Here is an 18859-nt window from a genome sequence, read left to right on the forward strand (position 1 = left end):
CTGACCGCGCGTACCCCTGTTGATGCCACCAAGGCATTCCAGCAAGGGAATTATCGCAATGTTTCGCAAACTCGCATTCGCAGGGTCCGCAACCCTATTGCTCAGCACGACCGCATTCGCAGACGGCCACGCCAAGGACATCGTGGACACCGCGGTCGGCGCCGGCAGCTTCAACACGCTTGTCGCAGCCGTTCAGGCCGCCGAACTGGTTGACACCCTGAAGGGAGAAGGTCCTTTCACCGTTTTCGCCCCTACGGACGAGGCTTTCGCAGCGCTGCCCGAGGGCACGGTCGACACGCTTCTTAAACCGGAAAACAAGGATCAACTGGTGGCGATCCTGACCTACCACGTCGTTCCGGGCAAAGTGATGTCAGGTGACCTGTCGGACGACATGACCGCGGCAACCGTGCAGGGCGGCGATGTCACGATTGATCTGGATAACGGTGTGATGGTCAATGACGCCAACGTCGTTCAGGCTGATATCGAGACCACAAACGGCGTCATCCACGTCATCGACAAGGTGATCATGCCCGGCTCATAACCCAAACAAGGCATCCCGTGATTTCACAGGGTGCCTGCTACTTGAGAACGGCACCGGGGTTCATGATCCCCTTTGGATCAAGCGCGGCCTTGATCGCCCGCATCGCCTGCAACTTGGCCGGATCGCCATAGCGTTCCAGATCATCAGTTTTCAGACGGCCGACCCCGTGTTCCGCGCTGACCGAACCATCGAACTCGGCCACCAGATCATGAACCGCTCGTTTAACCGTTTGCCTTTGCCCATCAAACTCGGACCGGTATCGGCCTTGCGGCGGGAACACGTTGTAATGCAGGTTTCCGTCGCCCAGATGCCCAAAGCAATTGATGCGGAACGGCCCCAAACTTGCCACCACCTCAGCCCCGCGCCGAATGAACTCGGGAATGCGCGAGATTGGTACGGAAATGTCATGGCTCGAAACCGATCCGATCAGGCGGTTGGCCTCGGGGATACGCTCACGCACCGCCCATAGCTCGGATCGCTGCGCTTCGCTTTGGGCAATGACAGCATCGTCAACCAGTTGGCGCGCGTCGGCCAAAACGTATAGTTCCTCCAGCGCATCTGACGCAGACTGCCCGGCTGACAGCCCAAGTTCAATCAGAACGCACCAGTCTGGTTGCGCATCAAAGGGTTGCCGGACATCCGGCAGAACCTCGGACAGGAATTGCAGACCCTGACGGTGGATCAGTTCAAAGGTGCTGACGCCCTCGCCCACCCGATCCCGTGCCAGGGCCAGCAGATCAACCGCCGCTTCGGGTGATGCAACCTGAATCATCGCGGTTCCGACGGAAGCAGGGCGTGGAAACAGCTTGAGCGAAGCCGCTGTGATAATGCCCAAAGTCCCTTCGGCCCCGACCAGCAGATTGCGCAGGTCATAGCCGGTATTATCTTTCCGCAATCGGCTGAGCCCGTGCCAGATTTCACCGTTTGGCAACACCGCCTCAAGTCCCAGGCACAGATCCCGGGCGTTTCCATAGCGCAGCACGTTGACCCCGCCCGCATTGGTCGCAAGGTTCCCGCCGATCCGGCAGGACCCCTGCGCGGCCAGGGACAGGGGAAACAACCGGTTGGCCCCTTCGGCGGCGGCCTGAACATCGGCCAAAATGGCGCCCGCCTCGGCGATCAGGATGTTTTCGGCGGGATAAACCGCCCGAATGGCCGTCATCCGCTCCAGCGAAATCAGCAAGGGTGCCGGATCGTCGGTCATAACCTGCCCGCCCACCAGACCGGTACCGCCGCTATATGGCAGCACGGGGACCAGAGCTTCTGCGGCCAAACGCACAAGGGTCGATACATCCTCGACGCTGCGCGGCAATGCCAAGAGCCCGACGTGGCCCGCGAACCTGCGGCGCGGCTCTTCCAGATAGCGTTCGGCGACCGGGCGCAGAATGTCGCCGCCAAGTTCTGCGCGGATGGATGCGGCAAGGGTTTTGTCGGCAGGGTTCAGTTTCATACCCATTCCTTGCCCAAGGCGGGGCGCTGCGACAAGCCCTATTCCAGCTCTATCAGATAGCGCGGCTCCAGCACGACAACGGTGGGCCGGTCAGGCAGTGTACGCAGCGACACGGTGATTTCCGAAACGCCTTCCCGCTCTACCGGAAAATCGTTCCGGATATCGACCAGAAACCGATCCAGTGAAAAGCCTGAAAACCAGTGCATCGGGATGATGACTGAACTTTTCAGCCGCTTCAGCACCGAAATCATGTCCGGCAGGGGCATGGTCGTTCCCCCATCCACCGCTGCCATGACCACATCCAGCCGACCCAACGCTGCAAACTGCTCATCCGACGGCACGTGGTGCAGATGTCCCAGATGACCGATACACAGCCCCTCGATCTCGAAAACAAAGATCGAATTGCCGCGTTCTTCGACCCCGCCATAGGCCGAGCGGATGTCGGTCGAGACATTGCGCACCAGCATCTCGCCGAGATCCAGATGATGCTCGATCCCCTGCCCGAAGTCGCCCCACCCAGGCAGCACATGCGGAATTGCCGGATCAGGATGCGCGGTCCAATGGGTGCTGTGCGCGTGGTTCATGGTGACAACATCGGGGATCAGATCCGCACTGCCGATAAAGCCGGTGAAATCGGTCACGGCGTTCAACCCGCCACGCGTCTGGATCAGAAAGGAAGCATGGGCGATATAGCTGATGCGCACCGAAAACTCGGGGACGGGGTCCGTCCAGGCCGCTTTGTGCAGGAATTCGATCCCCGGTGCCGCATCTGCAATGGCAATACAGTGGCTTGGCCGCCGCTCCTGCGCCGCCGCCCCGCCCGAAATCACCATCAATGCCGCCAAAATCCAGCGCATGCGTAGAGTGTAGCGCAACAGGCAGACAAGTCATGCCCCTTGTTCAACCGACAAACGACTTCGCAAGGACAGCCACAGGTTCAGAAGACCAAAGACGTCGGTCGAGCCTGCTGCCTACCCGGCGTCCGTCTTTCCGCGCCGGTCCGACCGAAGGCTGGCATACAGCACATGCGTCCGCCAGCGCCCGTTGATCTGCAGATACGATTGCGCCACGCCTTCGTATTTGAAGCCAGAGCTTTCCAGCAATCCGCGCGAGGCGGTGTTTTCCGGCAGACACGCGGCCTCTATCCGGCTCAGGTCCAGGCGGGTAAAGGCGTGATGGACAACGGCGCCGATAGCTTCGCGCATGTATCCGTTTCGCGCAAAGGCCTGCCCGGTCCAATATCCCAGGGTTCCGGCCTGTGCCGGGCCACGACGGACATTGTCCAGCGTGATCGCGCCGACCAGCACGTCGTCCGAGCGGCGAAACAGAAACAGCGGGATCGCGGTTCCGCCCGCCACGGAGCGCTGCGCCCAGTAAACCCGGTTGGTAAAGGACTTCCGGCTGAGGTGATCCTTGGCCCAGACCGGCTCCCACGGGGTCAGGTATTCCCGCGAGGCCCGCCGCAGCGCCGCCCAGTCATTGAAATCGGAATGGACGGGCGGGCGCAGGCTCAGCCGCTCGGTTTCGAGTTTCAGCTTGCGTCTGCCCAACAGCATCACGCCGCGCGCCTCTCCTGCATTTCGGCCAGCGTGGGCGCGTCCGACACCGGACCATACAAGGCCAGCGCCGCCGGGGCTTGCACCGCCATCTTCTCGGCGAAGGCGCGAACATCCGCCGTGCTGACCGCATCGATCCGGGCGACCGTGTCCTCAAGCGAGGGCACCTTGCCCCAGATCTGGACCAGCCGCGCAAGACGTTCGGCCCGGTTCGACGGGCTTTCCAGCCCCATCAGCATTCCGGCCTTCATCTGGGCGCGGGCGCGGGCCACCTCTTCGGGACTCATGTCCTCGGCGGCACGTTTCATCTCATCCACGGTGATCGTCGCCAACTCGCCGACCTGATCGGCCGAGGTTCCGGCATAGATCGTGGTCGTGCCGGTATCCGCATAGGCACCGGTCTGGGCAAATATCGTATAGCAGAGCCCGCGCGTTTCGCGCACTTCCTGAAACAAGCGTGATGACATGCCGCCGCCCAGAGCGGTCGAATAGATCTGTGCAGTGTAGATCGCATCGTCGCGATAACCGGGACTTTCCAGCGCCAGCGCGAAATGTGCCTGCTCCAGTTCCTTGATCTGCCGGGCCTCGCCGCCGGTAAAGCGGGCGGGATCGGCAATCAGACCTTTGCGCGGCTGCAAATGGCCAAACATCTCTTCGGCCATTTTCATCAGCGCATCATGATCCACAGCCCCAGCGGCAGACAGGATCATCTGCTCGGGGCCGTAGTGTTCAGCCACAAAGCCTGACAAATCCTCGCGCGAAAACGCACTGACCCGCTCGGTCGGGCCCAATATGGTGCGGCCCAGAGGCTGATCGTGATAGCTCTGCTCCTGCAACCAATCAAAGATCACGTCGTCGGGCGTGTCATAGGCCTGACCGATTTCCTGCAGGATGACGCCGCGTTCAACCTCGATCTCGCGCGGATCAAAAACCGGGTTCAGAACGATGTCGCCGATCACATCCATCGCCAGCGCCACATCGTCTTTCAGCACACGCGCGTAATAGGCGGTCACCTCTCGCGAAGTATAGGCGTTGATATAGCCGCCCACATCCTCGATCGCCTCAGCGATTTGCAGCGCAGAACGCCGTTCGGTTCCCTTGAACGCCATATGCTCAAGGAAATGCGCGATGCCGTTCTGTTCGATCCGTTCATGCCGCCCACCGGCGGTCACCCAGATGCCGATGGCCGCAGATTGCAGCCCCGGCATATGTTCACTGACGATCCGAAATCCGTTCTTCAGTTGGTCTTGTCTGACAGTCACTCAGCGATGTGCCTTTTGATATGATCCTCAAGGGCGCCCAGATCATTGGCAATGCGGGTCACCCGTTCCGAACGTTCATACAGATCAGACATGCGGGATGGAAGAGGCGGATGTACATCGCTCGCCTTCTCGACCGCGGCCGGGAATTTCGCGGGATGCGCGGTGGCCAACGTGATCATCGGCACGTCAGCGGCGCGATGCTCTTCGGCAACCTTGATGCCGACCGCTGTGTGCGGGCAGACCAGTTCGGCGCTGTGGGCCAGCGTATGTTTGATCGTTGCCAGAGTTTCCTTTTCGGACACGCGGCCCGAGTCAAAACTCTCGCGCAGCGCTTCCATTGCGCCCTGGCTGACGTTAAAGCCGCCGGTCTTCAGTTCATCCATCAATTGCGCGACCGCACCGCCATCCTCGCCATAAGCATAAAACAGCGCCCGCTCAAAGTTCGAGCTGACCTGAATATCCATCGACGGGCTGATCGACGGGATGGTGTCGCCCTTGAAATACCCCTCGCCCGACAGGCAGCGATGCAGGATGTCGTTCTGGTTGGTCGCCACGACCAGACGGTCGATGGGCAGCCCCATGCGCTTGGCCAGATAGCCCGCGAAAATGTCGCCAAAGTTGCCCGTGGGCACTGTAAAACTGATCTTGCGATGCGGCGCACCGAGGCTGACAGCCGCCGAGAAGTAATAAACGATCTGCGCCAGAACGCGGGCAAAGTTGATCGAGTTCACGCCAGCCAGTTTCACGCCATCCCGGAAGTCGAAATCGTTGAACATGTCCTTCAGTGCGGCCTGACAATCGTCAAAGTCGCCATCGACGGCCAACGCGTGCACGTTGCTGTCGGCGGGTGTCGTCATCTGACGACGCTGTACTTCGGACACACGTCCATGCGGGAACAGGATGAACACGTCGACCGCGTCTAGCCCCCGGAACGCCTCAATGGCTGCCGAGCCGGTATCACCGCTCGTCGCGCCCACGATGGTTACGCGATCCCCGCGCCGTTTCAGCGCCACCTGAAACAACTGGCCGATCAGCTGCATGGCAAAGTCCTTGAAGGCCAGCGTCGGCCCGTGGAACAGCTCCAACAGGAAGTGGTTCTCGTTCAACTGTTTCAATGGCGCGCGGGCATCGTGGCCGAACCCGTCGTAAGCTCGGGCGATGATGTCCTTGAACTCGTCTTCGGCAAAGGAGCCACTGACATAAGGCCACATCACGCGGAACGCGATTTCCTCATAGGACAGACCAGCCAGCGCCGCGATCTCTTCCCGCGACATCACCGGGATCTCGGCGGGCAGGTATAGACCGCCGTCTCGGGCCAGTCCGGTTAGCATCGCCTCCTCAAAGGTCAGTTCGGGCGCTTGGCCACGGGTCGAGATGTATTTCATTGCTCATCACTCTCAGAAGGGGCGCGGTTGCGCCACAGGAAATAACCGGTCATCGCGGCCCAGACCAGAGCCAGACCAAACCATGTGACTGCGTATTGCAGGTGATCGTTGGGGATACCCGCCGTATCCACGGGCAAAGGTGTCACGCCCGGATCGGTTTGCGAGCGGGCGATTAGCAGAACCGGTTCCGCCCCTAGCGCCGCAGCCAGGTTGGGCACGTCGCGGGCGAACCAGATGTTGGCGTCGATATCCGGTTCGGGCGTATAGCCGTCGATCTCATCCGGCCAGTGCAGATTGCCGGTCACCTCCATCGGCCCGGTCTGCCGCACATCCAGTTTCGCGGTGGTCGGCACAAAGCCCCGGTCCACCAGAATGGTCCGGTCATCGGTGCTGAACGACTGAATAATACGATACCCTGCCCCAACTTGCTTGACCGAGACCAGAACGTGGATCTCGCCTGGCTCCATCTCGCCCGACACAGTGACCGGCAGGTATTTGTCGGTTTCGACCGAGAGGCTCTTTGGCAGGTCAACCGGGTCGGCCTGGATACGGGCGTCGATATCCGCCAGAATACCCTCTTTCCATGCCAGCCGCTGCATCTGCCAGACGCCCAGCGACACCAGCACGCCCAGACCGGCAAAGCCGAAAATCAGCAGGAAGAGAATGCGGCGCATGGTGGTGAAAACCCTCGTTGCAGGAACCGGCGTCTTGTTAAGGGGCGGGTGCCTGAAATTGCAACCACGCAATTGTATCGGGCGCAATCTTGCGCCCCGGATAGTGAAAAAGCCGCCCCAAAGGGCGGCTTTTGCAATTGGATCATCTGACGGGCACTACATCAGCGGGGACTGGCCCCAGATGTAAACTGCGAAGAACAGGAACAGCCAGACAACGTCGACGAAGTGCCAGTACCAGGCGGCAGCCTCAAAACCGACGTGTTTTTCCGGAGTGAAATCCCCGCGCAGCGCTCGGATCAGACAGACCGACAGGAAGATCGTCCCGATGATCACATGCGCGCCGTGGAAACCGGTCGCCATGAAGAAATTCGAATAAAACTGGTCGCCGCCAAATACCCAGCCTTCATGGGCCAGCAGCTCATAGTATTCAAAGCCCTGCAGGGCAGTAAATGCGATGCCCAGCGCGATACCGATGGCCAGACCCTGCACCAGCGCCTTGCGGTCATTGCCATGCACAAGCGCGTGGTGCGCCCAGGTGATCGCACAGCCCGACAGCAGCAGGACCAGCGTGTTGATCAGCGGCAGGTGGAACGGATCAACCGCATGAATGTCCGGCTGAATGTACTCGGTGCCGGCATAGTCGTACATCGGGTACATGCGATGTTTGAAGAACGACCAGAACCAGGCAAAGAAGAACATCACCTCGGACATCACGAACAGGATGAAACCATAGCGCAGACCGATGCGCACAACCGGCGTATGATCGCCGGCGCGGCTTTCGGCCACAACTTCGGACCACCAGGCGAACATGGTGTACAGAACGGCCACCAGACCGGCCCAGAACATGTACGGCGTGATGCCGTGCATCCACAGGACGGCTCCGAACAGCATCACGAAGCCGCCGATCGCGCCGATCAGCGGCCAGATCGAGGGGTTCAGAATGTGGTAGTCGTGGTTTTTAGCGTGTGCCATCAGAGTCCCTCACCTAAAGGCGTTAGTTCGTGTTTGTATCAGCCTGCGTCTCAAGGGCGGCATACCCCTCGGGCAGGTCAATTTCGTAGAATGTATACGACAGAGTGATCGTATGCACATACCTGGCTTCCAGATCTTCGACCATTTCCGGATCGACGAAGAAAGTTACCGGCATCTGAACCCGTTCACCGGGCTCAAGCACCTGTTCTTCAAAGCAGAAACAGGCGATTTTCTGGAAATACCCACCGGCCGAATAGGGTGCGACGTTGTAGGACGCCTGCCCTGCAATGGGGCGGTCGGTCGGGTTGTATGCCTCGTAAAAGGCCAGGCCGGTTTCACCGATGCGCACTTCCATCTCGCGTTCGACCGGCTTGAATTCCCACGCCATATCCTTGGCTTTGGACGCGTCAAAGCGGACGGTCACGGTGCGGTCCAGAACATCTTCGGGTGCCTGTGCGGCCACGCCCGTGGTGCCGCCAAATCCGGTGACCCGGCAAAACCAGTCGTAAAACGGCACGGCCGCCCAGGCGAGGCTGCCCATCAGGACAACCACACCCACCGTTTGCACAACGGTCTTCTGAGGCCCCGACAGCGCCATCAGTTTTGCACCTCTTGCGTCGCCATCCCGAAATCCGTGCCCGAAACCTTCACAACCGTCAGGCCGAAGATGATGACGATGAAGGCCGCCAGTGTCAGGCCGACACCCAGATTGCGGCTGAACCGGCGCTGATGCAGTTCGTGGCTTTTTCGCAGGCTCATGACCAGCCTCCCAATCCGTAGGGCTTCAACAGCGCTTCAACCAGAATCGCGCCGAAGTGCAGGAAAAGATAGAGCAGCGACAATTTGAAGAAAGAGCGCTCGACCTTGAAGTTATCCACCTCCGAATCCTCTTCGGTCCGGCGCGAAATCCGCCAGGCGCCCCGCAGGAACAGGGCATTCATCACCACAGCAACGGTCAGGTAGACCGGACCGCCGATACCCGAGAACGCGGTGCCGATGGCCAGCAGGGCCAGCAGGCCGGTATAGACCAGAATGTGCCAGCGCGTCGCGCGGCGACCATGGGTGACGGTCAGCATCGGAACGCCCGCATCGTCATAATCCGAACGCATGAACAGCGCCAGCGCCCAGAAATGCGGCGGCGTCCACATGAAGGTCAGGGCAAACATCAGCCACGGCTCGATTGACATCGTCCCCGTGGCTGCGACCCAGCCGATGACCGGCGGAAACGCCCCTGCCGCACCGCCAATGACGATGTTTTGCGGCGTCGAACGTTTCAGCCACATCGTGTAGACGACGACATAGAAAAAGATCGTGAAGGCCAGGAAGGCTCCGGCGAACCAGTTGGTCGCGAGGCCCAGCATGATCACCGACAAGCCCGACAGCGTCAGACCTATCGCAAGGGCTTCGCCCTCTTCGACCTTGCCGGACGGGATCGGACGGCCCTTGGTGCGTTTCATCACCTTGTCGATATCCGCGTCCCACCACATGTTCAGCGCGCCCGACGCACCGCCACCGATGGCGATGAACAGGATGGCGCAGAAGCCGACAAAGGGGTGCACAGATACCGGTGCCGCCAGCAGACCGACCAGAGCGGTGAAAACGACCAGCGACATCACCCGCGGCTTCAGCAGGGCGAAATAATCGCCAAAACTGGCCTCGTCCGCGCGGGTCTGCGCGGAAACGGTGCTGGCATTGATGCTTGCGTCGCTCATGTCGGGTCCTTCTGGGGCGAAAGCTGCGCGAAACCCGCGCAGCCTGCATCGTTTTCTGACAGGCCGAAGCCCGGATTAGTTCGCGGCAACCTGATAGGTCACGGGCTGACCGGCATACTCTTCCAGAGCGCCCTGCAGCCATTCTTCATACGCCTCTTCGCTGACCACTTTGACGGTGATCGGCATATAAGCGTGGTCCTTGCCGCACAGTTCCGAGCACTGACCGAAATAGATGCCTTCCTTGTCAGCTTCGAACCACAGCTCGGCCAGACGGCCCGGTACGCCGTCCTGCTTCACCCCGAAGGACGGGATGGTCCAGGAATGGATCACGTCAGAAGCGGTGACCTGCATGACAATCACTTTCCCGACCGGCACAACAACGGCGGTATCGGTGGCCAACAGCCATTCATCGTCGCTGTAACCAGCATCGGCCAGCTTGGCGCGCATTGCGTCGTCCAGAACGAACGGGGTTACGTCCGCATCTGCAGGGCGGGAACCTTCGTCCAGCGTGGCGGGGTGGCCCAGTAGATAGCTGTCGAACGCAAAATCGTGGTCCACATATTCATAGGTCCAGTACCACTGGTTGCCGACCACCTTGATGACCACGTCGCCTTCGGGAATTTCCTGCTGTTTGAACAGAACGGGCAGAGAGAAAGCCCCGATGAAAACCAGAATCAGGATGGGACCCAGCGTCCATGCGATTTCAACCGGAGTGTAATGCGAGAATCGCGCCGGTGTCGGGTTAACGCGTTTGTTGTAACGCACGATGCAATAAATCAGCAGGCCTGCGACGAACAGGCAGATCGCGGTGATGATCACCAGAATCATACCGTCCAGCCGGTGAATCCCGTCGGCAAGGCTGGTGGCGGAAGGCTGGAAACCCAAACCGCCGGCAACCGGCTTGCCAATAATTTCAAGCTCCTGAGCCATGGCGGGAAGGCTGGAGAGGGCTGTCATAAGCCCCGAAAGCATCAAAGCATTCTTCATGTTCTGTCCTGATCGTTTGATCTTTGCGTCCCTGGCGAAAAGGCGTGAATCGGTCACACCTCACCCGTTGTCTTTGGCCGCGTTAAAAACCATATTCCTGCGGGTAGATAAAGCAAAATGCTTGCGTCAAACAGACGCTATTTTTGATCTGGATCAAACCCGAAAGGTCCCATCCGATGCCGAATGACCCGTTTCGCCCCTTCGAAAGCGCCCTTCCGCAGGACGAAGCACTTGCGGTTCTGCAATCCGCCACCGCCGGGGCCGAAGACGGTGAGCTGTTTGTCGAGCGCCGGAAATCCGAGTCTCTGGTCTTTGACGACGGCCGTCTGCGAACCGCGTCCTACGATGCGTCCGAAGGGTTCGGCCTGCGTGCGGTTCAGGGTGAAGTGGCCGGGTACGCGCATGCCACCGACGTTTCGATTCCCGCGCTGAAGCGGGCAGCCGAAACGGCGCGTCTGGCCGTTGGTGACGGTGGCGGCACATTGGCGCAACCGCCCCGCGCAACGAATAAACGCCTTTACACAGACGAAGATCCAATCGAATCCGCCAGCTTTCCCGTCAAGATCGAAACCCTGCGCGAGATGGACGCCTTTGCCCGTGATCTGGATCCGCGCGTGGTGCAGGTCAGCGCCTCGATCGCGGCGTCGGTGCAAGAGGTTGAAATCCTGCGCCCCGACGGTGTCCAGGTGCGCGACGTGCGTCCGATGACCCGTCTGAACATCTCGGTCATCGTGGAACAGAACGGACGCCGCGAAAGCGGCTCGGCCGGTGGCGGTGGTCGCGTCGGGCTGGACGGTCTGATCGATCCGGCCGACTGGCAGGACAAAGCGCGCGAAGCGCTGCGGATCGCATTGGTCAATCTGGACGCCGTCCCTGCCCCAGCCGGCGTGATGGAAGTTGCCCTGGGCCCCGGCTGGCCGGGTATCCTGCTGCACGAGGCCATCGGCCACGGGTTGGAGGGGGATTTCAATCGCAAGGGCAGTTCGGCCTTTGCCGGTCTGATGGGTCAGCAGATCGCTTCCAAAGGTGTCACCGTCGTGGATGACGGCACGATCGCCGACCGGCGCGGATCAATCACTGTGGATGACGAAGGCACGCCCAGTTCCCGGACGGTTCTGATCGAAGACGGTATTCTGACTGGGTATATGCAGGACCGGCAAAACGCGCGGCTGATGGGTGTTTCACCCACCGGCAACGGGCGAAGGCAGAGCTATGCGCATAAGCCGATGCCACGCATGACCAATACGGTGATGCTGGGCGGCAATTCCGATCCGGCGGAACTGGTGGCGGATATCAAGGACGGTATCTGGGCCGTCGGTTTCGGCGGCGGTCAAGTCGACATCACCAACGGTAAATTCGTGTTTTCCTGTACCGAGGCCTACCGCGTCGAAAACGGCAAGATCGGCGCGCCGGTCAAAGGCGCGACGCTGATCGGTGATGGTCCGTCGGCACTGAAACGCATTCGCGGGCTGGGCAACGACATGGTGCTGGACCCGGGCATGGGCACCTGCGGCAAGGACGGCCAATGGGTACCGGTAGGCGTCGGACAGCCAACGGTTCTGATGGATGGGCTGACCGTCGGTGGTTCGGCGGTCTGAGTCGGATAGGGCAGGATTTTGGGGGCACATGATTAACACAGTGCCCTTCAGCCGTCTTTTTATGGCGCACCAAAGATCCTGAGCCGAGAAAGTGCGAACTGCCTTTATTACATATTTTCAAATACATAACCCTCCACCTCAGTGCGCATTCCAAATTAATCGCATATAATTTTCCGCGATTCACAAGCTGTTAACCCCGGCAGCCGTAAACCAGTTCTGCAATCAGGCGGAGCAATGGATGACCGAAGAGCAGCATTCTTCCTATCACCCCACACTCCCACCCACCACGGAAGAGGATCGGTTTTCCTGGCTTCGTCTGTTGCGCTCGCGCAAGGTTGGTCCGGCGACCTTTCGTCGGCTGCTGCGGGAACATGGCTCGGCGCAGAACGCGCTGGCCGCGCTGCCTGAAATGGCGCGCGCTGCCGGAATTGAAGGGTATGAAATTTGCCCGCCCGGTGTGATTGAGGCGGAACTCAGGGCCGCAAAGGCCGCCAATGCGCAGCTTTTGTGCCTTGGGTCCGCTGATTTTCCTGATGCTTTGAACGATCTGTCGGACGCCCCGCCGATGCTATGGGCGATTGGTGATGTGTCATTGCTGCGCAAACCCTGCATAGCAATGGTCGGAGCGCGCAACTGTTCCTCGTTGGGTGCGCGAATGGCGCGCGGGTTGGCAACCGATCTGGGAAAACAGGGATATGTCATCGTGTCTGGTCTGGCGCGAGGAATTGACACTTCTGCGCATATGGCCGCGCTGGACACGGGCACCGTGGCAGTCATGGCGGGCGGTGTTGACGTGATTTACCCAGCCGAGAACACGGATCTGGCCGGAAAGATCGCCCAATCGGGACTGCGGCTGTCCGAGCAACCGATGGGCGTGACACCGCAGGCGCGGCATTTTCCGCGGCGCAACCGGATCATCTCGGGCCTCGCGCAAGCCGTTGTTGTGGTCGAGGCCGCAGCCAAATCGGGCAGCCTGATCACCGCGCGGGATGCGCTGGATCAGGGGCGCGAAGTTCTGGCCGTGCCCGGCCATCCGTTCGACGCCCGCGCTGCCGGGTGTAACCTGCTGATCCGCGACGGCGCAACTCTGGTGCGGTCCGCCGACGACGTGATCGAAGCGCTGCCTGCGCAACAGATGCAGCTTTTCCAGGACAACATGCCGCCGCTCGCTGAAGCGCGACCAATATCCGGCCCAAACGGCCCGGCGCTGCACGGCGAAATTCTGGCCCGGCTGGGACCGTCCCCGATTGCAGAAGACCAGTTGATCCGCGACATCGCGGCATCGGCCGGAGAGATCGGCCCGGCCCTGGTCGATCTGGAGCTTGACGGCCGAATCCAGCGTCAGCCCGGCGGGTTGCTGTCGCTTACATCCTGATGGCAGGCGGTACAGATTCGCAGCACGGACCGGGGGTGGTGCCAAAGACCGTATCGGCCTGAAATCACCGCGAAATTCCTCTGTTCAAAGGAACGCATTGACAATTCGCTCTTGCCCTCCACATTTTGCACGATCATAGAAGGCGCCCATTCCGTCGAGCGAGGTTTCCCCCTAAATGCCTGTAGTTGTTGTAGAATCCCCGGCCAAAGCCAAAACGATCAACAAATATCTTGGCCCTGACTACACGGTTCTGGCGTCCTACGGCCATGTGCGCGACCTGCCTCCCAAGGACGGATCGGTTGATCCCGAGCATGAATTTTCGATGAAATGGGAGGTCGGCAACGACAGCCGCAAACATGTCAAAGCCATCGCCGACGCGCTGAAAGAAGACAACGCCCTGATCCTCGCCACCGACCCCGACCGCGAGGGTGAGGCGATCAGCTGGCACCTGCAGGAGGCGCTGACCAAGCGCCGCTCGATCAAGAAAGACACGCCGGTCAGCCGTGTGACTTTCAACGCGATTACCAAAGATGCGGTGACCGAGGCGATGCAGAACCCGCGCGAAGTCGACATGCCTCTGGTCGAGGCCTATCTGGCGCGCCGCGCGCTGGATTATCTGGTCGGCTTTAACCTGTCGCCGGTGCTGTGGCGTAAGCTGCCCGGCGCGAAATCCGCAGGCCGGGTGCAATCCGTCTGCCTGCGCCTGATCGTCGAGCGCGAGATGGAGATCGAGGCGTTCAAGCCGGTAGAATACTGGTCGGTCCGCGCCCTGTTTGAAACGCCGCGTGGTCAGACCTATGAGGCACGCCTGGTCACCCTGGCCGGCAAGAAGCTGGACAAACACGATCTGGCGAATTCCACTCAGGCGGAACTGGCGGTACAGGCGATCACCAGCCGCGCGCTGAGTGTTACCTCGGTCGAGGCCAAGCCCGCAGCCCGCAATCCCAGCGCCCCGTTCATGACCTCGACTTTACAGCAGGAGGCCAGCCGCAAGTTCGGCATGGGTGCGCGTCATGCGATGCAGGTGGCTCAGCGGCTTTATGAGGCCGGATACATTACATATATGCGGACTGACGGCATTGACATGGCACCCGAGGCCGTCGCCTCAACCCGCGAAGTGATTGCTGACCGATACGGCGCGGAATACGTTCCGGATAGCCCGCGCATGTACAAGAACAAGGCCAAGAACGCGCAGGAAGCGCACGAATGTATCCGCCCCACGGACATGTCGCGCGATGCCAAGGCGCTCAAGGTCACCGATGAGGATCAGCGCAAGCTCTATGACCTGATTTGGAAACGCACAATCGCCTGCCAGATGGCCGCCGCGCGGCTGGAGCGTACCACGGTGGAAATCGGCAGCGAGGATGGACAGGTCGGCCTGCGCGCCACCGGTCAGGTGGTGATGTTCGACGGCTTCATGCGCGTTTACGAAGAAGGTCGCGATGACGTCGCTGACGAGGATGAAAAGCGCCTGCCGCAGATCACGCAGGGCGATCCGGCCCGCTTCGCCAAGTCCTCGCTGCGGGACCAGTACAGCAAGGCAACCGGCGACGACAAAGCAGCGATCCTGTCGGACAACGAATCCGTTCTGGCCCTGCAACACCACACCCAGCCGCCTCCGCGTTATACCGAGGCCACCCTGGTCAAACGGATGGAAGAGCTTGGGATCGGGCGTCCGTCGACCTATGCCTCGATCGTGACCACGATTCAGGATCGGGAATATGTTCGCAAGGACAAGAACCGACTGATCCCCGAGGAGAAGGGTCGGATCGTCACCATCTTCCTGCTTAACTTCTTCCGCCAATATGTGGGCTATGAGTTCACGGCCAATCTGGAAGAACAGCTGGACGATGTCAGCGCCGGTGATCGCGACTACAAGGACCTTCTGGGCAAATTCTGGCGCGATTTCTCGGCTGCGATTGGCGAAACGTCCGAGCTGCGGATATCCGAAGTTCTCTCGAAACTGGACGAGGCGCTGGCCCCGCAGCTCTATCCGCCGCGTGAGGATGGTTCCGACCCGCGTATCTGCCCCAAATGTGGCTTGGGGCAACTGCATCTGAAAACCTCGCGCACGGGCGGGTTTGTCGGCTGCGGGAACTACCCCGAATGCACTTATACCCGTCCCATCGCGGGCGAAGGGGCCGAGGGGGATGAACGCCTTCTGGGTGAGGACGCTGGCGATGAGATCTGGCTGAAATCCGGTCGTTTTGGACCTTACGTTCAGCGCGGCGAGCCAACACCCGAGAACAAGAAGCCCCCACGCGCGTCGCTGCCGCGCGGCTGGAGCAAGGACGACATGGATCTGGACAAGGCGCTGACCCTGCTGTCCCTGCCCCGCCAAATCGGTGACCACCCCGATGGCGGCATGATCAGTGCGAATTTCGGCCGGTTCGGGCCTTACCTGATGCACCAATTGCCGGATGAGGCCAAGCCGGTCTACGCTAATCTCAAGGACCCCAACGACGTGTTTGAGATCGGTATGAACCGCGCCGTTGAACTGCTGGCCGAGAAACGCGCCAACCCCGGACGGCGGGGTCAGGCGGCGGCAAAGCCGCTGAAGGAACTGGGCGAACACCCGGATGGCGGCGCAATTCAGGTGCTGGATGGGCGCTATGGGCCCTATGTGAAATGGGAAAAGGTCAACGCGACCTTGCCCAAGGACATCAAGCCCGAGGATGTGACGCTGGAGATGGCGGTCGAGTTGGCCAACGAAAAGGCAGCCAAAAAGGGAACCCGCAAGAAAGCGGCGCCCAAAAAGAAAGCCACGACCAAGAAAACAACCAAGAATGCCGCGAGCTAGGTAGAAATACCACCACCCTCTTGGTTTCATTGACTTCCCCGTGACGTGGCGGCACAACCTGCCCATCACCATGTCATTGGGGGAGTTTCCATGAAGAAAATCTATTCCAATGCCACCGAAGCGCTCGACGGGGTGCTGACGGATGGCATGCTGATTGCCGCGGGCGGGTTCGGCCTGTGCGGCATTCCCGAACTTTTGCTTGAGGCGATCCGCGAGTCGGGTGCACAGGACCTGACCTTTGCATCGAACAACGCGGGCGTTGACGATTTCGGCATCGGCATCCTGCTGCAGACCAAGCAGGTCAAAAAGATGATCAGCTCATATGTCGGTGAAAACGCGGAATTCATGCGCCAGTATCTGGCCGGGGAACTGGAGCTGGAATTCAACCCGCAGGGCACACTGGCCGAGCGTATGCGCGCAGGCGGGGCCGGTGTCCCCGGTTTCTACACCAAGACCGGCGTGGGCACCGTCATCGCCGAGGGCAAAGAGCACAAGGACTTCAATGGCGAAACCTACATCATGGAAGAAGGCATCTTCGCCGATCTCTCTATCATCAAGGCGTGGAAGGCCGACGACACCGGCAACCTGATCTTTCGCAAAACCGCCCGCAATTTCAACGTGCCCGCCGCGACGTGTGGCAAGATCTGCATTGCCGAGGTCGAGGAAATCGTCCCGCGCGGCTCGTTGGACCCGGACGCCATCCACCTGCCCGGCATCTATGTGCACCGCATCATTCAGGGTGATCACGAAAAGCGCATCGAACAACGCACCACCCGCCAGAAGGAGGATGCATAATGCCCTGGGACCGCAATCAGATGGCCGCCCGCGCGGCGCAAGAGCTGGAAGACGGCATGTATGTGAACCTCGGCATCGGCATCCCGACGCTGGTGGCGAACTATGTCGGTGACAAGGACATCACCCTGCAATCGGAAAACGGCATGCTGGGCATGGGCCCCTTCCCCTTTGAGGGCGAGGAAGACCCCGACCTGATCAACGCCGGCAAGCAGACGATCACCGAATTGTCCCGCACCGCCTATTTCGACAGCGCGACCTCATTCGCCATGATCCGGGGCGGCAAGATTGCCGCAGCGGTTCTGGGCGCGATGGAGGTTGATGAAGAGGGTGATCTGGCCAACTGGATGATCCCCGGCGTGCTGGTCAAAGGCATGGGCGGCGCGATGGATCTGGTCGCGGGCGTGGGCCGTGTGATCGTGGTGATGGATCACACCAACAAACACGGAAAGTCCAAGCTGCTGAAGAAATGCACCCTGCCCCTGACCGGCAAGAAAGTGGTGAACCGCATCATCACCAATCTGGGTGTGATGGATGTCGTCGAGGGTGGCCTGAAGATCATTGAACTGGCAGAAGGCGTGACCGAGGACGAAATCCGCGGAGCCACCGAAGCCAACATCGTCAACTGATCCTGTGAAAAGAAGAGGCCCACGAGATGCCGTGGGCCTTTTCAGTTCAGCGCCTGAAACACGCAGCCGTCCGATATAAGCTGAGGCGGCGTGGAACACAAAGCGCGGGCAATCTGAAACGCCGCTAGCACTTTCGGCACATAGTCTCGCGTTTCGGCATATGGCGGCACGCCACCATGTTTGCGCACCGCGCCTTCGCCTGCATTATACCCCGCCAGCACGAGGATGGGGTCATTTCCAAATTCTTCCATCAACCAATTCAGGTATCTCACCCCGCCCGAGATGTTCTGAGCCGGTTGCATGCTGTCCTGAACGCCGAATCGTTTGGCGGTGGCTGGCATCAATTGCATCAGGCCCTGCGCGCCGGCGGAACTGACCGCGTCCACGCGCCCGGCCGACTCAACCGAGATTACAGCCAGAACCAGCGCGGGCGACACATTCGTGCCGACTGTGGAGCGGAGAATCTCGATCCCTTGCTGCTGGGCGATATTCTGTAGCGTCTGAAGGCGCGGCGAGGCCACGTTGGTCGCGGCCAAGGCATTCATCGCGTCATGCAGCCGCCCCGATCCGGCCTTTGCCAGTTCCGGCGAGATCTTCTCCCAGAAGGCTTTGTACGATCCGGTCGGCTTTTTGCCGGCCCCGGCGCCCGGAATCCCCGGCGGCACGACCCTTGTCCGCGCGACAATTTCGGGGACAGCAATTTCCGCACCGGTGCTAGGGGCAAACGGAGCCGACGCGTGTTCTTCCGGTGAGATTTGAACGGTCACACGGGGCCGGGTTCCAGGCTTTGGTGCCTTTACTCTTTTATATACGCCTCGGGGCTCAACCTCATTTGCAGCAACCGGCAGCGGGCCCGTTGCCATCAACGCCACAGCGCAGGCGCAAGTTATTGCGTCCCGGAGATTCATATGCCTGCCTCATGCTTTCTTCTTTTGGTTGATTTCAACCTCGAATCCCGTCGTAAGACCAGAAAAACAGAGCGAATTGGGGCAATTTCGCCTCATTTGGCGCAATTTTGCATCGGCAATACTGAGCGACAACTTCGGCGTAAAAGTTTTTTTCATTTTCTTTCAGTATGTTATCGAAAAAACTACCAAAAAGTTAAGCTCCGAGGGAAAAAATCGAC

The 18859-nt window shown here is 60.2% G+C and carries 18 protein-coding genes; 6 read left to right on the forward strand and 12 right to left on the reverse strand.

Going from position 1 to position 18859, the window contains the following annotated elements; translation table 11 throughout:
• The first annotated feature begins 58 nt into the window (after positions 1–58).
• On the forward strand, positions 59–541 hold the full coding sequence (locus ACR0D8_RS10200; protein ID WP_475162498.1) for a fasciclin domain-containing protein: 483 nt from the start codon (positions 59–61) through the stop codon (positions 539–541).
• A gap of 37 nt (positions 542–578) precedes the next feature.
• On the opposite strand, the gene ACR0D8_RS10205 is transcribed toward ACR0D8_RS10200, so the two are convergent.
• The 11 genes from ACR0D8_RS10205 to coxB all read right to left on the reverse strand — a co-directional run bounded on the left by ACR0D8_RS10205 (position 579) and on the right by coxB (position 10539).
• Complete coding sequence (locus tag ACR0D8_RS10205; protein WP_480646054.1) at positions 579–1991, reverse strand: FAD-binding oxidoreductase; 1413 nt, start codon at positions 1989–1991, stop codon at positions 579–581.
• Positions 1992–2029: 38 nt separating this feature from the next.
• A complete protein-coding gene (locus ACR0D8_RS10210; protein ID WP_480646056.1) occupies positions 2030–2848 on the reverse strand; it encodes an MBL fold metallo-hydrolase in 819 nt (272 codons plus the stop codon).
• Between the two features lie 114 nt (positions 2849–2962).
• Complete coding sequence (locus ACR0D8_RS10215; protein ID WP_475162505.1) at positions 2963–3547, reverse strand: GNAT family N-acetyltransferase; 585 nt, start codon at positions 3545–3547, stop codon at positions 2963–2965.
• Positions 3547–4809 carry a M16 family metallopeptidase gene (locus tag ACR0D8_RS10220; protein ID WP_475162508.1) on the reverse strand — a complete coding sequence of 421 codons (1263 nt, stop codon included), beginning with the start codon at positions 4807–4809 and terminating at the stop codon, positions 3547–3549. The genes ACR0D8_RS10215 and ACR0D8_RS10220 overlap by 1 nt, the downstream gene beginning before the upstream one ends.
• On the reverse strand, positions 4806–6194 hold the full coding sequence (thrC, locus tag ACR0D8_RS10225) for a threonine synthase (protein ID WP_480646058.1): 1389 nt from the start codon (positions 6192–6194) through the stop codon (positions 4806–4808). The genes ACR0D8_RS10220 and thrC overlap by 4 nt, the downstream gene beginning before the upstream one ends.
• Positions 6191–6868: an SURF1 family protein gene (locus ACR0D8_RS10230; RefSeq protein WP_480646060.1), complete on the reverse strand. Its 678-nt coding sequence runs from the start codon at positions 6866–6868 to the stop codon at positions 6191–6193. The genes thrC and ACR0D8_RS10230 overlap by 4 nt, the downstream gene beginning before the upstream one ends.
• 156 nt (positions 6869–7024) lie before the next feature.
• Complete coding sequence (locus tag ACR0D8_RS10235; protein ID WP_475162514.1) at positions 7025–7840, reverse strand: cytochrome c oxidase subunit 3; 816 nt, start codon at positions 7838–7840, stop codon at positions 7025–7027.
• A gap of 22 nt (positions 7841–7862) precedes the next feature.
• Positions 7863–8438, reverse strand: coding sequence for a cytochrome c oxidase assembly protein (locus tag ACR0D8_RS10240; RefSeq protein WP_480646062.1), 576 nt, complete (start codon positions 8436–8438; stop codon positions 7863–7865).
• Positions 8438–8599 carry a hypothetical protein gene (locus tag ACR0D8_RS10245; protein ID WP_171131458.1) on the reverse strand — a complete coding sequence of 54 codons (162 nt, stop codon included), beginning with the start codon at positions 8597–8599 and terminating at the stop codon, positions 8438–8440. Before ACR0D8_RS10245 ends, ACR0D8_RS10240 begins: the two co-directional genes overlap by 1 nt.
• Positions 8596–9552 carry a heme o synthase gene (cyoE, locus tag ACR0D8_RS10250; protein ID WP_480646064.1) on the reverse strand — a complete coding sequence of 319 codons (957 nt, stop codon included), beginning with the start codon at positions 9550–9552 and terminating at the stop codon, positions 8596–8598. The genes ACR0D8_RS10245 and cyoE overlap by 4 nt, the downstream gene beginning before the upstream one ends.
• 75 nt (positions 9553–9627) lie before the next feature.
• Positions 9628–10539: a cytochrome c oxidase subunit II gene (gene coxB / locus ACR0D8_RS10255; RefSeq protein ID WP_480646066.1), complete on the reverse strand. Its 912-nt coding sequence runs from the start codon at positions 10537–10539 to the stop codon at positions 9628–9630.
• A 176-nt stretch (positions 10540–10715) separates the two neighbouring features.
• On the opposite strand from coxB, the gene tldD reads away from it, so the two are divergent.
• From tldD to ACR0D8_RS10280, 5 genes are all read left to right on the forward strand, one after another.
• Positions 10716–12137: a metalloprotease TldD gene (gene tldD, locus ACR0D8_RS10260; RefSeq protein ID WP_480646068.1), complete on the forward strand. Its 1422-nt coding sequence runs from the start codon at positions 10716–10718 to the stop codon at positions 12135–12137.
• A 238-nt stretch (positions 12138–12375) separates the two neighbouring features.
• Entirely contained in the window at positions 12376–13512 is a 1137-nt protein-coding gene (gene dprA, locus ACR0D8_RS10265; protein ID WP_480646069.1) for a DNA-processing protein DprA, read from the forward strand.
• 175 nt (positions 13513–13687) lie between these two features.
• Positions 13688–16312 (forward strand): type I DNA topoisomerase, encoded by a 2625-nt coding sequence (gene topA / locus ACR0D8_RS10270; protein ID WP_480646071.1) that lies wholly within the window; start codon positions 13688–13690, stop codon positions 16310–16312.
• Between the two features lie 90 nt (positions 16313–16402).
• Positions 16403–17107 carry a CoA transferase subunit A gene (locus tag ACR0D8_RS10275; protein ID WP_480646073.1) on the forward strand — a complete coding sequence of 235 codons (705 nt, stop codon included), beginning with the start codon at positions 16403–16405 and terminating at the stop codon, positions 17105–17107.
• Positions 17107–17733, forward strand: a complete 627-nt coding sequence (locus ACR0D8_RS10280; protein ID WP_475162528.1) for a CoA transferase subunit B — start codon at positions 17107–17109, stop codon at positions 17731–17733. Before ACR0D8_RS10275 ends, ACR0D8_RS10280 begins: the two co-directional genes overlap by 1 nt.
• 41 nt (positions 17734–17774) lie before the next feature.
• Here ACR0D8_RS10280 and ACR0D8_RS10285 read toward each other — a convergent pair whose 3' ends face one another.
• Positions 17775–18641 (reverse strand): lytic transglycosylase domain-containing protein, encoded by an 867-nt coding sequence (locus ACR0D8_RS10285; RefSeq protein ID WP_480646075.1) that lies wholly within the window; start codon positions 18639–18641, stop codon positions 17775–17777.
• Positions 18642–18859: the final 218 nt, after the last annotated feature.

Source organism: Ruegeria sp. BG10 (genome assembly GCF_056538575.1).

Bases quoted from the DNA above. Each gene is read 5' to 3' on its own strand.
- ACR0D8_RS10200 (WP_475162498.1), top strand. From the start codon at position 59: ATGTTTCGCAAACTCGCATTCGCAGGGTCCGCAACCCTATTGCTCAGC.
- ACR0D8_RS10205 (WP_480646054.1), bottom strand. From the start codon at position 1,991: ATGAAACTGAACCCTGCCGACAAAACCCTTGCCGCATCCATCCGCGCA.
- ACR0D8_RS10210 (WP_480646056.1), bottom strand. From the start codon at position 2,848: ATGCGCTGGATTTTGGCGGCATTGATGGTGATTTCGGGCGGGGCGGCG.
- ACR0D8_RS10215 (WP_475162505.1), bottom strand. From the start codon at position 3,547: ATGCTGTTGGGCAGACGCAAGCTGAAACTCGAAACCGAGCGGCTGAGC.
- thrC (WP_480646058.1), bottom strand. From the start codon at position 6,194: ATGAAATACATCTCGACCCGTGGCCAAGCGCCCGAACTGACCTTTGAG.
- ACR0D8_RS10230 (WP_480646060.1), bottom strand. From the start codon at position 6,868: ATGCGCCGCATTCTCTTCCTGCTGATTTTCGGCTTTGCCGGTCTGGGC.
- ACR0D8_RS10235 (WP_475162514.1), bottom strand. From the start codon at position 7,840: ATGGCACACGCTAAAAACCACGACTACCACATTCTGAACCCCTCGATC.
- ACR0D8_RS10240 (WP_480646062.1), bottom strand. From the start codon at position 8,438: ATGGCGCTGTCGGGGCCTCAGAAGACCGTTGTGCAAACGGTGGGTGTG.
- ACR0D8_RS10245 (WP_171131458.1), bottom strand. From the start codon at position 8,599: ATGAGCCTGCGAAAAAGCCACGAACTGCATCAGCGCCGGTTCAGCCGC.
- cyoE (WP_480646064.1), bottom strand. From the start codon at position 9,552: ATGAGCGACGCAAGCATCAATGCCAGCACCGTTTCCGCGCAGACCCGC.
- coxB (WP_480646066.1), bottom strand. From the start codon at position 10,539: ATGAAGAATGCTTTGATGCTTTCGGGGCTTATGACAGCCCTCTCCAGC.
- tldD (WP_480646068.1), top strand. From the start codon at position 10,716: ATGCCGAATGACCCGTTTCGCCCCTTCGAAAGCGCCCTTCCGCAGGAC.
- dprA (WP_480646069.1), top strand. From the start codon at position 12,376: ATGACCGAAGAGCAGCATTCTTCCTATCACCCCACACTCCCACCCACC.
- topA (WP_480646071.1), top strand. From the start codon at position 13,688: ATGCCTGTAGTTGTTGTAGAATCCCCGGCCAAAGCCAAAACGATCAAC.
- ACR0D8_RS10275 (WP_480646073.1), top strand. From the start codon at position 16,403: ATGAAGAAAATCTATTCCAATGCCACCGAAGCGCTCGACGGGGTGCTG.
- ACR0D8_RS10280 (WP_475162528.1), top strand. From the start codon at position 17,107: ATGCCCTGGGACCGCAATCAGATGGCCGCCCGCGCGGCGCAAGAGCTG.
- ACR0D8_RS10285 (WP_480646075.1), bottom strand. From the start codon at position 18,641: ATGAATCTCCGGGACGCAATAACTTGCGCCTGCGCTGTGGCGTTGATG.